At 69.8% G+C, this 13,412-nt stretch carries 11 protein-coding genes; 2 read left to right on the top strand and 9 right to left on the bottom strand.

The annotated features are described in order from the left end of the window. Nucleotides 1-127: 127 nt before the first annotated feature. Genes AB0J33_RS12800 through AB0J33_RS12785 form a run of 4 tightly spaced genes read right to left on the bottom strand, consistent with a single transcriptional unit; the run spans nucleotide 128 to nucleotide 4,373 of the window. Nucleotides 128-1,282, bottom strand: a complete 1,155-nt coding sequence (locus AB0J33_RS12800) for a serine hydrolase domain-containing protein (RefSeq protein ID WP_363612849.1) — start codon at nucleotides 1,280-1,282, stop codon at nucleotides 128-130. A gap of 3 nt (nucleotides 1,283-1,285) precedes the next feature. Further along, nucleotides 1,286-2,110 carry a carbohydrate ABC transporter permease gene (locus tag AB0J33_RS12795; RefSeq protein ID WP_363612847.1) on the bottom strand — a complete coding sequence of 275 codons (825 nt, stop codon included), beginning with the start codon at nucleotides 2,108-2,110 and terminating at the stop codon, nucleotides 1,286-1,288. After that, complete coding sequence (locus tag AB0J33_RS12790) at nucleotides 2,107-3,060, bottom strand: sugar ABC transporter permease (protein WP_363612845.1); 954 nt, start codon at nucleotides 3,058-3,060, stop codon at nucleotides 2,107-2,109. The genes AB0J33_RS12795 and AB0J33_RS12790 overlap by 4 nt, the downstream gene beginning before the upstream one ends. After that, nucleotides 3,057-4,373 (bottom strand): extracellular solute-binding protein, encoded by a 1,317-nt coding sequence (locus tag AB0J33_RS12785; RefSeq protein WP_363612843.1) that lies wholly within the window; start codon nucleotides 4,371-4,373, stop codon nucleotides 3,057-3,059. The genes AB0J33_RS12790 and AB0J33_RS12785 overlap by 4 nt, the downstream gene beginning before the upstream one ends. Nucleotides 4,374-4,785: 412 nt before the next feature. Here AB0J33_RS12785 and AB0J33_RS12780 point away from each other — a divergent pair, with 412 nt between their 5' ends. Both AB0J33_RS12780 and AB0J33_RS12775 read left to right on the top strand, forming a co-directional pair. Beyond that, complete coding sequence (locus AB0J33_RS12780) at nucleotides 4,786-5,811, top strand: LacI family DNA-binding transcriptional regulator (RefSeq protein WP_363612841.1); 1,026 nt, start codon at nucleotides 4,786-4,788, stop codon at nucleotides 5,809-5,811. A gap of 74 nt (nucleotides 5,812-5,885) precedes the next feature. Beyond that, nucleotides 5,886-6,839 carry a family 43 glycosylhydrolase gene (locus AB0J33_RS12775; protein WP_363612839.1) on the top strand — a complete coding sequence of 318 codons (954 nt, stop codon included), beginning with the start codon at nucleotides 5,886-5,888 and terminating at the stop codon, nucleotides 6,837-6,839. A 63-nt stretch (nucleotides 6,840-6,902) separates the two neighbouring features. Here the strand turns inward: AB0J33_RS12775 and AB0J33_RS12770 are convergent, their stop codons facing one another. The 5 genes from AB0J33_RS12770 to AB0J33_RS12750 form a co-directional block, all read right to left on the bottom strand. Then, nucleotides 6,903-9,296, bottom strand: a complete 2,394-nt coding sequence (locus tag AB0J33_RS12770; RefSeq protein ID WP_363612837.1) for an RICIN domain-containing protein — start codon at nucleotides 9,294-9,296, stop codon at nucleotides 6,903-6,905. Nucleotides 9,297-9,372: 76 nt separating this feature from the next. Further along, nucleotides 9,373-10,224, bottom strand: coding sequence for a sugar phosphate isomerase/epimerase family protein (locus tag AB0J33_RS12765; RefSeq protein ID WP_363612835.1), 852 nt, complete (start codon nucleotides 10,222-10,224; stop codon nucleotides 9,373-9,375). A gap of 5 nt (nucleotides 10,225-10,229) precedes the next feature. Further along, on the bottom strand, nucleotides 10,230-11,411 hold the full coding sequence (locus AB0J33_RS12760; protein ID WP_363612833.1) for a substrate-binding domain-containing protein: 1,182 nt from the start codon (nucleotides 11,409-11,411) through the stop codon (nucleotides 10,230-10,232). Nucleotides 11,412-11,424: 13 nt separating this feature from the next. Next, nucleotides 11,425-12,405: an ABC transporter permease gene (locus AB0J33_RS12755; RefSeq protein ID WP_363612831.1), complete on the bottom strand. Its 981-nt coding sequence runs from the start codon at nucleotides 12,403-12,405 to the stop codon at nucleotides 11,425-11,427. A gap of 2 nt (nucleotides 12,406-12,407) precedes the next feature. Then, entirely contained in the window at nucleotides 12,408-13,379 is a 972-nt protein-coding gene (locus AB0J33_RS12750) for an ABC transporter permease (protein WP_363612829.1), read from the bottom strand. Nucleotides 13,380-13,412 lie beyond the last annotated feature (33 nt).

Below are 13,412 nucleotides of genomic sequence, written 5' to 3'. Positions count from 1 at the left end.
CGTCCACCCTCCACAGTGGACGAAATGCCCGTCGGGTGCCAGACCCCTGGCGATCATGAAGTTGTCGCCACCGACGACGGCGGGTCGGGGCAACAACTTCATGATCGCGGCAGTGGGCCGGGCGGCCTCAGGCTTCGAGGCAGGAGCGGACGGCGGCGGTGAGCCGGTTGGCGCGCTCGTCGCCCATCCCGCGCATCTGGTTGACCACGTAGCCGAATCCCACCCCATGCTCGGCGTCGGCGAAGGCCAGGTTCCCGCCCGCGCCGTCGTGGCCGAAGCTGCGCTCACCCAGCAACGGCCGGGCCGGTGGCGAGTGCAGCAGGAAGCCGGTCCCCCAGCGCTGCCCGGTGTCCGGCGGGCCGTGCCGTTGCTGACCACGCGACCGTACGACGACCGCGTCGTCCACCGACGCGGCGTCGAGCAGCGGCCCACCCTGAAGGTCGGAGACGCAGGCCGCGTAGAGGCGGGCGAGACCGTCGGCGGTGCTGACCGCGCCCGCGCCCGGAACACCGGCGGCTTGGATGGCGGGGTCGTTGAAGCTCACCAGGCCGTCCGCGTCGGCGGGAAAGGCGAAGGCGCCCCCCATGGTGATGCCCCGCTCCGCGACCGGGTCGACGAACGGGTCGGGGTCCGGGGACGGCGCCAGGTTCCAGGCGACGGTGTCGCTCTCGGCGGCGGGGAGCCCGAGCCAGGTGTGCAGGCCGAGCGGTTCCGCGACGGTGTCGGCGAAGAACGCACCGGGGAGCTGGCCGGTGATCCGGTGGATCACCTCCCCGACCAACCAGCCGTAGGTCATCGAGTGGTAGCCGTGCGCGGTGCCCGGCTCCCACAACGGGGCCTGCGCCTCGATCGCCTTGATGACCGGCTCCCACGCCAGGACCTCGTCGAGGGTCAGGGGCCGGTCCAACGCCGGCAGGCCGGACTGGTGCGTGAACAGCCAGCGCACCGGAATCTGCGCCTTGCCGTGCTGCCCGAACTCCGGCCAGTAGCGCGTCACGGGGGCGTCGAGGTCGAGCCGGCCCTGTTGGACCAGCAGGTAGGCGCAGACCGCCAGGACTCCCTTGGTGCAGGAGAAGACGACGACCGGCGTGTGCGCGTCCCAGGGCCGGCCGGTACGGGTGTCGGCCACCCCGCCGTACAGGTCGACGACCCTGCGGCCCCGCACGTAGACGGCGACCGCGGCGCCGACCTCGCCCCGCGAGGTGAAGTTGTCGCGGAAGACGTCGGCGACCCGCCCGTAGCGTTCGTCGACGTCGCCGTGGATCTGCGGCTCTGTGACCACTGACTACCCCTTCACTGACCCCTGGATCAGGGCCTTGATGAACTGTCGCTGGAAGATCAGGAACACGATGAGGGTGGGCGTGAGGATCAGCAGCGACCCGGCACACAGCAGCACCAGATCGGTGCCCCACTGGCCCTGGAAGGCGCCGAGCGCCCCGGCCATGGTGCGTTTGGTGGCGTCGTCGACGAGGACGATGGCGAGCAGGAACTGGTTCCACGTCCAGAGGAACATCAGGATCGTCAGCGACGCGATCGCCGGCCGGGCGAGTGGCACCTGTACCCGCCAGAACAACTGCCACGTGCTGCTGCCGTCCACCCGCGCCGCCTCGGACAGCTCGACCGGCACGTTGGTGAAGTGCGCCCGCATCCAGAACACGGCGAACGGCATGTACAGGCCGATCAACGGCAGGATGATGGCCCAACGGGTGTTGAGCAGGCCGAGATCCTGCATCTGGTAGTACAGCGGGGTGACCACTGCCTCGAAGGGCAGGGTCAGGCCCAGCAGGAAGAGCCCGAAGACGAGTCGGGCACCGGGCACCCGCAACTGTCCGAGCCCGAAGCCGGCCATGGTCGCGATGAGCACCGACACCGGCACGACACCGGCCACGATGAGCAGACTGGAGCGGAGCAGGGCGCCCATGTTCGCGGCGGTGAAGGCGTCGGCGAAGTTTCCCCACTGCGGGTCGGACGGCCACTCCAGGCCGTTCGGCACGGTGCCGCGCGGCTGCAACGCGGCCGAGAGCATGCTCACGAACGGCAACAGGGTGACGAGGATCAGGGCGATCAGGAAGACCCGACCGGTCACCTGTTCGCGTCGGCTCAGGTTCACGGCTTCTCCCCTCGGGTCAGCCGCTGGATCGGCAGCACACACGCCAGCACCAGCAGCATGAGGACGACGGCGAGCGCCGAGGCGAGCCCGACCTGCCGTTGCGAGAAGGCCAGCCGGTAGATCTCCAGGCCCGGCACGGTGGTCTGGAGGCCGGGGCCGCCGCTGGTGGAGATGTAGACGATGTCGAAACTCGCCAGCGCCGCGATGATCGTCACGGTGAGGCAGACCCCGATCTCCTGGCGCAGGCTGGGCAGGGTCACGGCGAGGAACTCGCGTACCGGCCCGGCACCGTCCAGGCGGGCGGCCTCGTACAGCGCCGGATCGATCTTGCTCATGCCGGTGACCAGCAGGATCGTGCAGAGGCCGAGCAGGACCCAGGCACCGATGACACCCACCGCGGGCAGCGCCGTGTCGAAGTCGCCCAGCCACGCGCGGGCGACGCCACCCAGCCCGACCGCGCGCAGCACCTGGTTGACCAGACCGTTCGACGAGAGCAACCAACTCCACGCGATGCCCGCCGCCACCAGGGGGATGACCTGCGGCAGGAACAGGATGGTCCGGACGACGGTGCCGAACGCGCCGGTGGTGATCCGGCGGACCATGCTCGCCACCAACAGCCCGAGCGCGACCGGAATGAAGCTGAAGAAGACGATCAGGACGACCGCGTTGCCGATGATTTTCAGCAGGTCGCTGTCCGTGAACACGGTGAGGTAGTTGTCCAGGCCCACCCAACGGGCCACCCCGATCCCGTTCCAGTCGTAGAGCGAGTACTGCAGCGTCAGAACGAGCGGGCGCAGGACGAACACCGCGTACATCAGCAGGGCGGGCAGGACGTACAACCAGCCGGTCCCGGCCGCGCGGGCCCACCGAGAACGGTGAGCCCGCGCGGGGGTCGGACGGGCGCGACGATCGTCCCGCCCGGTTGGTGCGCTGCCGAGGGCAGACGTCATCGGGACAGTTCCTTCTGATACTCGGCCTGGACCGCCTTCACGTACCCCTCGGGCGTCTGCTGGCCGGCGACCAGCTTCTGCATCTCCGGCGTGATCGCGGCGGCGAAGATCCCGCCGGTCGCGTTGGCGGTGAAGTCCACCGCGCCGTTCTCCGCGCCGAGCTGCTGCGACGCCTTGAGGGTCTCGGCCAGCACGCTGTTCGGGGCCGCGGCCGGCACCGGCAGGTCACTCGGCCCGCCGGGGCTGGAGCCGCCGACCGTCACCGAGATCTCCCGCGCCTTGGCGTTGGTGTGCACCCAGTTCAGGAAGAACGCGGCGGCGTCCGGGTTCTTGGCCTTGGCCGAGACACCGAAGGTGTTGGGGGCGGACATCGCCACGTGCTTCCCGCCGGGAGACTCGGTGGGGAAGAGGAAGAAGCCGACGTTGCCGGGCATCGACTTGTCGAGGTTGGCCGACTCCCAGTCGCCGTTGAACATGAACAGGCCGTTGCCCTTCTGGAACTCCCCCACCATGCCCGCGTAGTCCAGGGCGTTGGCGTCCTTCGGGAAGTAGCCGGCCTGCGCCCACTTCTGGATGGTCTGGGTGGCCTTCAGTGCGGCCGGGGTGTCGAACGTGGCCCCCGGCTTCTGGAAGATCCAGTCGGCGACCTGGGTCGGGTCGCCGAACTGGTTCTGTAGCGCCTGGTGCGGGAAGTTGATGCCAGCGGTGTTCTTGTTGAACTGCGTGATCGGCTGGACCCCGCCGGCCTTCGCCTTCGCCAGCAGCTGCTCGAACTCGGCGACCGTGGCCGGCGGCTGGGTCATGCCGATCTGGCTGGCCAGCTTCTTGTTGTAGAACACACCGGTGACGCTGTAGCCGAGCCCCATCCCGAACAGCGAGCCGGTGCCCCGGGTGTTCTCGCCGACGCGCAGCTGCATCAGCTGGGAGGCGGGGAACTTGTCCCAGCCGTACGCGGTGAAGTACGGGTCGAGGTTCTTGAGCAGGTCGTCCTTGACCAGGTCGACCATGGTGGGGAGCCGGATGATGTCCGGCGAGTTGTCCGAGGCCATCACCCGGGGCGCGTTCTCCACGATCACCGTGAACTGGTCCTCGCGGATGTTGAACTTGACGTTCGAGTGCTGCTTGGAGAACTCGTCGGCCAGCGCCTTGGCCAGCGGGAAGCCGGTCTCCGCGTACATCTCCAGGGTGATCGGGTCGGTGCCCAGCTCGGTCTTGACGGCGGCGCCCGGCTCCGTGTTCGACGACCGGTCCTCGCCCGGCGCGCTGCACGCCGTCGCGGTCATCCCGACCGCCAGCAGCGATGCGAGGAGCACCGCTCTCCGTCGCGGAAACTTTGTCAGCAATTCTGCCATTTCATGACTCCTTGACATCTCCACGCGTCCCGCGACACAGGGCCGCGCGACGGCTCCACCGGGACCACCGCCACCGGGTGACGGCCACGACACGTCGGTCGCGACCAGTCGCCCGGGCGCGGCACCCGTACCGTCAGCGGAAGGAAACCCGGCACGGCCACCGAAGGCGCCTCTGGAAGCGCCAGAAGTGGTCGCTAAACTGATTTAGCAGAGCATGCGCGTGGCACGGGAAGCTGTCAAGGACAACTTGGCAACGGTGCGGAAACGTCGGGTTCACACCACGCCGGACACGACCGGCGCGGGACCCCGGACGGCGACGCATCATGATGGGCGGGAGCGGCGCCTGTGGCACCGCGCCTGATTCGGAGGACTGATGGGCCGCAACAGAGCAACACTCGCCGACGTCGCGCGCAGGGCCGGGCTGTCCAAGACCGCCGCGTCGATGGTGCTCAACGGCCGAGAGGGCACCCGGCTCTCGGCCGAGGCGCACCAACGGGTGTTCGCCGCCGCCGAGGAACTCGGCTACCGGCCCAACCTCGCCGCGCGCAGCCTGCGCACCCGCAAGACGGCCACCATCGCGTTCGTCTCCGACATCGTGGCCACCACCCGGTTCGCCGGTGACCTCATCCGCGGCGCCCTCGACGCGGCCCGCGAGCGGGACCATGTCCTGCTCATCACCGAGACGCAGGGCGACGCCACCTTCGAGCAGTACGCCATCGAGGCCGTCCTGGACCGGCAGGTCGACGGGGTGATCTACGCGGCGATGGCGACCCGTCGGCTGGCGGTGCCGGGGGCCATCCTCGGCGGCCCGGTGGTGCTGCTCAACGCCACCAGCCCCGACGGTCTGCCCAGCGTGGTCCCCGACGACGAGGGCGCCGGGCGCTCCGTCGCCGCCGCCCTGCTGGAGCTCGGCCACCGCGACGCGATCGCGCTCATCGGCCGTAATCGGCTCAAGGAGGACGATCCGGAGGTCTCGCTCGCCGCCCGGGCCCGGCTGCGCGGGATCCAGCAGACGCTGGGCGAGGCGGGCGTCAGCCTCCTGACCGAGTGCTTCTGCACCGAGTGGCTGCCCGAGCACGGTTACGCCGCCATGCGCGGCCTGCTCGGCAAGCCGAAGCGCCCCAGCGCGATCATCTGCATGAACGACCGGCTTGCCTTCGGCGCCTACCAGGCGCTCGGCGAGGCGGGGCTGACCGTCCCGGAGGACATCTCGGTCATCTCGTTCGACGACGACCCGATCGCGGCCTGGCTGCGTCCCGGCCTGGCCACCACTGCGCTGCCGCACGAGCAGATGGGGCGGCGCGCGGTTGAACTGCTCCTGGACGGGGGCACCAACCCGCCCTCGCTCGTTCCGATGCCCCTTCGCCGACGCCGGTCCCTCGCGCCTCCGCCCGGCTGACCAGCAGCCCACGAGCGGTCCCACCGGGCCGGCCACGACCTCCGCTAAAACGGTTTAGTGCTAGGTTTCGGGCCATGCTTCGTCTACCCGACCACTGGGTGTGGGACAGCTGGTACGCACGGGACGACAACGGCCTCTGGCACGTGTTCTTCCTACGCGCGTCCCGCGCCCTGCACGATCCGCACCGTCGCCACCGCCGGGCCACCATCGGCCACGCCGTCTCGGAGGATCTGCACTCGTGGCGCCTGGTCGCCGACGCCGTGGTCCCCGCCGACGCGCCCAGTTGGGACGACCTGGCGACCTGGACCGGCTGTACCGTCCGCGGACCGGACGGACGGTGGTACCTGTTCTACACCGGCGTCGGTCGCGCCGAGGACGGCCTGGTGCAACGCATCGGGCTGGCGGTCTCCGACGACCTGACGACCTGGCACCGACACGGCGCCGAGCCGATCGTCCAGGCCGATCCCACCTGGTACGAGCTGCTCGACAAGGACCTGTGGTACGAGCAGGCGTGGCGTGACCCGTGGGTGTTTCCCGACCCCGACGGCGAGGGTTGGCACATGCTCATCACCGCCCGCGCCAACACGGGGCCGGCGAACACCCGGGGCGTCGTCGGCCACGCCACCTCCACCGACCTCGTCACCTGGACCGTCGGACCGCCGCTGTCGACCCCGGCCGGCTTCGGTCACCTCGAGGTGCCCCAGGTCGCGGTCCTCGACGGGCAGCCGCTGCTGCTCTTCTCCACCGAGGCCACCGGCAGCGCCCGGCGCGACGACCACCGGATCTGGGTGGCCACCGGCGAGAGCACCCTCGGCCCGTGGGACATCGCGTCCGCCCAGCCGTTCACCCACCCGCACCTGTACGCGCCCCGGCTGGTCCCCGGACCCGCCGACGACTGGTCCCTCCTCGGTTTCCTCGACCACGTCGACGGCACGTTCGTCGGGGAACTCACCGACCCCATTCCGGTCCGCTACCGGGCCTCGACCGGCCTGGTCGTGGCCCAGACGAGCGTGCGCGCCGAACGGTGATCGCGCCGGTCCGGGCCGAGGCGTGTCGCCCCGGCCCGGACCGGTCGGTGTCGAGTTCCCAGGTCAGCTGCGCAGCTGCCACTGCTGGTTCGTCCCGCCGGTGCAGGACCAGAGGATCAACTTCGTGCCGTTCGCCGTCGCGGCGCCGTTCGCGTCCAGGCAGAGACCCGACTGCACACCGGTGATCGTGCCGTTGGCGTTGATGTTCCACTGCTGGTTGGCACCGCCGTTGCAGTCCCAGATCACCACCGTGGTGCCGTTGCTCGTGCCCTGGCCGGAGGCGTCCAGGCACTTGGTGCCGTAGACCATGAGCTGCCGACTGGCGGTGGCGGTCCACCGCTGGTTGGCGGCTCCACTGATGCAGTCCCAGATCTGGGCCTGCGTGCCGTTGGTCGTGCTGGAGTTGCCGATCTCGGCACACCGGCCCGACTGGACGCCCACGATCTGCACGTTCTGCGGGTTGGTGCCGCCGCCGCTCTGCACGCCGGCGCCGTTGATCACCGCCTGCGCACCGGACGGCCAACTGCCGTTGCTGACCGTCACGTTGCCGTTGACGACGTTGCCCCGATCGCCGTTGGTCACGTTCGTGCTGTTGTTCGTCGACCAGTTGTTGGTGACGGTGAAGTTGCCCATGTTCTCGGCGTAGTAGTAGTTGGCCGTGGCCCAGGTGCCGGTGGAGGAGAACACGTTGTTCCGGGCGGTGTAGTAGCGGGAGCCCTCGTCGAAGTAGAGCCCGAACCAGCCGTTGGTCCGCAGGCAGTAGTTCTGACTGATGGTCCCGCCGGGGTTCGCCGACAGCGTGTAGATGCACCCGCCGTCGGTCATCTGCTGCATGACGTCGTGCACGTAGTTGCCGACGACCTGGTTGTTGGCCGCGGTGGTGGCCGTGGTGTAGCGCGGCTGGTAGTTGTACAGCCCACGGTTGGCGTAGTGCTGGCTACCGCCGGCATCGTTGGCACCCCAGCCGTAGCCGACCGACAGACCGGTGTACGGCATGTTGTAGACCTCGTTGTTCGCGACCAGCGAGGTGTTCACGTAGGTGGTCAGGATCGAGACCACGCCCCGGTACTCCAGGCCGAGATCGTGCACCCGGTTGTTGCTGACGGTGATGTTGCGGTTGACCATCCGCTGGTCACTGGGGTGGTGGGCATCCGCGCGCACGCCGCCGACCACGATGCCACCGGCGGAGTTCCGGGCGATCTCGGAGCGGGTGACGGTGATGTTGCTGGCGCCCAGACCGACACCGCTGGCGTGGGCGTTGGCGTCGTTGCCGATGCCGATGGCCGTCTGCCCGAGGTTGACGAACTGGGAGTCGCTGAAGGAGATGGTGTTGGCCGCGGAGACCTGCACCGCGGCGGGCATCTGGGCCCAGCTCGGCCGGGTGGCCTCGAACAGCGGACAGCCCTCCTGGCAGGAGGTCAGCGCGTCGGACGGCCGGGCCCAGGAGCCGACGATGTGCGCGCCGGTCTGCTGGTCGGCGAAGCCGTTGCTGCTGCTGGGGCCGAGCCAGCTGGTGCCGGTGAAGGTGATGCCGCTGAACGAGATGTGGTGCGCCGGCGCGTCGTAGCTGCCGCCGACGCTGACCAGGGACTGCAACTGCGGCAGCTCCACGCTGACCGAGCTCATGTTCTGCCCGGCGAGCGGGATGTAGTTGAGCTGACCGTTGCTCGGGTTGAGGTACCACTCCCCCGCCGAGTCCAGGAACTCGTACGCGTTGGCCAGGTAGAACGGGCCGGCGCGGTGCGGCCGGGAGAGGGTGTCGAACCCGAAGGTGTTGTTGTTCCACGCGGGCTGCTGCATCGTCAGGAAGTTGCCGCTGATGCTCTGCACCGGGGAGTACCGGTCGGTGAACGACCCGACGCTCTCCACCTCGACCCGGCTCTGGTTGCCGAGATTGTTCAGGTAGTTCAACGCGCTGTTGGTGAACCGCATGCCGGTCGTGGTGAAGGTGAAGTCGGACCGGTTCAACGCCGTCCGCGCCCGCGTGGCGACGGCCCCGTTCACGTAGAGCTGACGGGAGTCGAGCCCGGCGGGAACGTTGGCCCGCCAGATGTTCTTCCCGGAGTCGACGAGCGACCAACCGGTGACCGCCCGGGCGCCGGTGATCGTCGGCCGTGCGCCGGAGACTGCCCGCCAGATCACCTGATGGCCGTTGGTCCCCGAGTCGGCCGCGGTGAACCGCATCGGCGACGAGAGCCGGTAGGCGCCGTTCGCCAACTCCACGACGATGTCACCGGACATGGTGCTGTTGATTCCCCGCACCGCGGTCTGGGCGGCGCTCAGCGAGCACGGTTGGGTGGCCGAGCAGCTGGTGCCGGTGCCGGAGGGTGACGCGTAGAGGGTGGTGGTGGCCGCGAGAGCCGGGGACGCCGAGGCGGTCACCGCGACCAGGGCGGTCACCGCTGTCGCGGCGGCGCCTGCCAGCAGTCGGCGCAGTGGCGGAAGGGACGAGGACACGGGACGGTGCTCCTGTCGTGAAAGGGGCGTGGTGGCGGACGGCCTCAGCCGGCGTCGGGGTGGCGCGCCGGGGCGGTCATCCGAGGATCTCCCGGAGATAGCGCAGGCCGTCCGTGGCGAGACGGTCCTGCGAGGGGGCCAACGGACGCCAGATCGCCGCGGCGGTGGCGATGGTCTCGTTCTCCGCCGTGAACGACTCGATGCAGATGGCGCCCTGGTAGCCGGTGTCCCGCAGGACGGCGAAGAAGCGCGGCCAGTCGAAGTGGTCAGCGCCGGGAGCGCCCCGGTTGGTGCCGCTGACCTGGACGTGCTTGATGTGCCGGCCGGCGGCGGCGAGAGCCGCGTAGGGGTCGGCCTCCTCGATGTTCATGTGGTAGGTGTCGATCATGATGCCGACGCTCGACGGCAGACCGTCGATCAGCTCGACGGTCTGCTCGATCGTGTTGACGACGCTCGTCTCGTAGCGGTTCAACGCCTCGACACCGATGCTCACGCCGCACTCGCCCGCAAGCTCGGCCACCGGGGCGAGGGCGCGCCGGAAATCGGCGTAGCAGGCCGCGCGAGCCGCCGGTGACATCCGCCAGGTGCGGCCGACCGAGGCGTACACGGGGCCGCCGACGCATGTCGCGCCGACGGCCGCCGCGCTCGCCACGCAGCCCTTGAGGTACGCCACGGTCGCGTCGACCACGTCCGGTGCGGCGTCGACCAGCTCGCGCCCCGGCGGGGTGACCGCACAGACGCCGGCGGCGACGAGGCCGTGCGCCGCCAACAGGTCCCGGGTACGGGCCGGATCCCAGTCGCCGGGCTGCTCGATCGGCAACTCGACCGCGTCGAAGCCGAACGCGGCGATCCGTGGGATCAGCTCGGCCAAAGCCTCGTCGTCGACCGGCGAGGCCCACACCCAGGGGTTGACACCGATGGCGTACACCGAACCTACTTCCAGCGCTGCGGGTAACCGGGCAGGTCCGTGCAGCCGCACATCGCGTAGTGCAGCGGCGGCATGTTCGCGTCGAGGTACTGGTCCAGGTTGTCCTGGGTGACGGTCGGCTGCGGCAGCTTCCACGGGTTGGACACCTGCTGGCCGTCGAGGATCCGCAGCGCCGCGATGATCGGCGTACGCCACTGGTAGGTCGGGTAGGTCGGCGCGATCGCGGTGAGCTTCTTGTCCTTCCAGACCTTCAGGAAGTCGAGCTGGTCCTCACCGTTCATCGGCGGGACGGGCTTGCCCGCGTCCTGGAACGCCTCGACCGCCGCGACCGCCACCGCTCCGGCGTCCATCCAGACCCCGTCGATCGTGCCGTACCGCTGGATGTAGTCGTCGACGATCTTCTTGGTCTTGGCCGGGTCACCGTCGGTGAACTCGACGCCCACGACGTCGACCTTCGCCTTGTCGAACGCCACCTTCGCCGCCGACCAGCGGGTCTCCAGGACGTCCACGCCGGGCAGGATCCGCAGGGCGAGAACCTTGCCGCCGGGCTTCATCCGCTTGCTGACGAACTCGGCGCCGACGTGACCGAACCCGTACCCGCCGATGGGGTTGATGAACGTCACCGGGCACTTCGTGTTGACGCCACGGTCGAAGACCACGACCGGCAGCCCGGCCTGGCAGGCCGCCTCGACGGCCGGGGTGAGGGTGGCGGTGGTGTTCGGCGAGACGATGAGCGCGTCACAGTCCTTGCCGAGCAGGTCGTTGATGTCCGCGATCTGCTTCTGGTCCTTGCCCTCGGCGTCGACGTGCACGAACTCCTTGATGCGGCTCTTCTGCGCCTCGACCTCGGCCTGCATGGTCTTGAACCCGACCTGCCGCCAGGGGTTGTTCAGGGCCGCGTTCGAGAAGCAGATCTTGTGCGGGCCGGCCTTCTTGAACTTGGCGGTGTCGACCAACGTCGGGTTGAGCACCTGCTCCCACGGCTTGTCGGCCGGGCCCGTCGGCGCCGCGTCGAGCAGCGCGAGCTCGGCGTCGTAGTCGGCCTGCACGAAGAACTTTGACTGCTCGCCGGTGCCCGAGCCGGCGGCGGACGCGCTCCCCGAAGGGCCTGCGGCCGGTTCGTCGGTGGCACAGGCAGCGAGGGACAGCAGGGTGACAGCGGCCAGCGCCGCCATGGAACGTCGCACTATGGTTTCCCCTTTATCTCGAAGAACGCGTTGCCGAGACCGCCACGGCGAGCAGGATGATCCCGCCCTGGACGGTCGACCTGAGGGCGCCGGAGACGCCGTAGAAATTCATGAGGGCGAACAGCAGTTCCAGGGTCAGCGCGCCGAGCATCGCCCCGACGACCGCGCCGCGGCCACCGCCGAGCGCCACGCCACCGAGGACGACCGCGGTGATAGCGCCGAACTCCAGCCCCGCACCGGCCTGGAACGACACGCCGCTGTAACCGCCCAGCAGGATCGCCGCGACCGCCGCCGCGAGCCCGCTGAGGATGAAGGCGATGGTCCGGGTACGCCAGACGCGTACGCCACTCAACTCGGCGGTGCGCGGGTTGTCGCCGACGGCCACCAGCGTCCGGCCGAAGTCGGACCGCATCAGCAGCACGGCCACCACCGCCAGGACCACCAGGACCACCAGCGCGTACGGCACGCGGCCCAGCAGCGGCACGTCCTCGAAGGCCCGCCGGCCGAAGCGCCGGAACTCCTCGGAGAGCCCACCCTTCGGCGCGCCGTCGGACCACAGGTAGACCGCGCCGACGAGGATCAGGAACATGCCGAGGGTGGTGATGAACGACGGCACCCGCAGCCGTGTCGTGATCAGGCCGTTGACCAGACCGACCAGTGCGCCGAAGGCGAGCAGGAGCAGCACCACCGGCCAGGTACGCGCCGGGTCGCTGTCGATCAGCCGGGCGGCGACCACCACCTGGGCGGTGACCAGGGAACCGACCGAGAGGTCGAACTCGCCGGAAACGATCACGAAGTACTGGCCGGCGGCGAGCAGGATGATCGGCGCCGAACGACCGAGGAACGACATCAACGACGGCGGGGCCAGGAAGTCGGGCTGCCGAATGCCGACGAGCACCAACAGCACCGCGAGGATCGCGAGGATCGGCAGGACACCACCGGGACGCACCCGCGGCAGACGCAGCGGCAGGGAACGGGGCTGGACGGTCTGCATGGCTAGGCCGCCTTTCGCATGGCCCGACGGGCGTAGACGGCGACCGCGGCGATGATGATGACGCCCCGGATCACCTGCTTGAAGAAGGCGTCGACCTCGAGCTGGTTGAAGATGGCGTCGATGCTGGCGAGCAACACCACGCCGCCGACCGTGCCGACGACACCGCCGCGCCCACCGGCGAGGGCGGTACCGCCGATCACCACCGCGGCGATCGACTCCAGGTCGTACAGGCCCTCCGTGCCGACGCGCGGGGCGCCCGAGCCGAGCCGACTGGCGAGGTAGATGCCGGCGAGCCCCGCACACATCGAGCACAGCATGTGGGCGGTGACGAGGACCCGGTCGTTACGCACGCCGGACAGCCGGGCCACCTCCGGATCCCCGCCGACGGCGACCAGGTGGTGGCCGAAGCGGGTCCGCGAGAGCGCGAACCAGGCCGCCGCGGTGACCGCTATCAACAGCAGGAACGACACCGGCACCGGCCCGACGCGCTGGTAGCCGAGCGCCTGCACGAGCGAGGGTGCGGTGGCGCCGGCCGGGCCGTCGTAGCCGTTGTCCAGGTAGCCCTTGAGCAGCAGCCCGACGCCGAGGGTCGCGATGAACGCGTTGACCCGGAACCTGGTGACGAGCAGCCCGTTGAGCAGCCCGACGCCGGCGCTGACCACGAGCACCAGGCCGATCGCCGGCAGCACCGCGCCGTCGCTGCCGTTCATCGTCTCGGCCGCGACGAGGGTGCTGAGGCTGATCACGTACGCCACGGAGAGGTCGAGCGAGCCGCCCAGGATGACCAGGGTCTGGCCGACCGCGACCAGCCCGAGGCCGGCCGCGACGTGCAGCAGACTCACCGTCGTGGACTGGTTGAAGAGCTGACCGCCGTCGAGCAGGACGACCAGCCAGCCGATCGCGAGGGTCAGGGTCAGGGCCACGAAGACGCCCGGTACGGGACGGCGGGCCGGCAGGAGCGACAGGGCGCTCACCGAGCTGACTCCATTCGCGACTGCGGGGCTCGC

Origin of the sequence: Micromonospora sp. NPDC049645 (assembly GCF_040675155.1) — a bacterium.
Lineage (GTDB): Bacteria > Actinomycetota > Actinomycetes > Mycobacteriales > Micromonosporaceae > Micromonospora.
Note: the sequence above shows the minus strand (reverse complement) of the source record. Positions and strands in the feature narration are given on the sequence as shown.

What these genes read in the sequence shown, in the direction of transcription:
- AB0J33_RS12790 (WP_363612845.1), bottom strand. Translation starts at nt 3,060, where the DNA reads ATGACGTCTGCCCTCGGCAGCGCACCAACCGGGCGGGACGATCGTCGC.
- AB0J33_RS12780 (WP_363612841.1), top strand. Translation starts at nt 4,786, where the DNA reads ATGGGCCGCAACAGAGCAACACTCGCCGACGTCGCGCGCAGGGCCGGG.
- AB0J33_RS12775 (WP_363612839.1), top strand. Translation starts at nt 5,886, where the DNA reads ATGCTTCGTCTACCCGACCACTGGGTGTGGGACAGCTGGTACGCACGG.
- AB0J33_RS12755 (WP_363612831.1), bottom strand. Translation starts at nt 12,405, where the DNA reads ATGCAGACCGTCCAGCCCCGTTCCCTGCCGCTGCGTCTGCCGCGGGTG.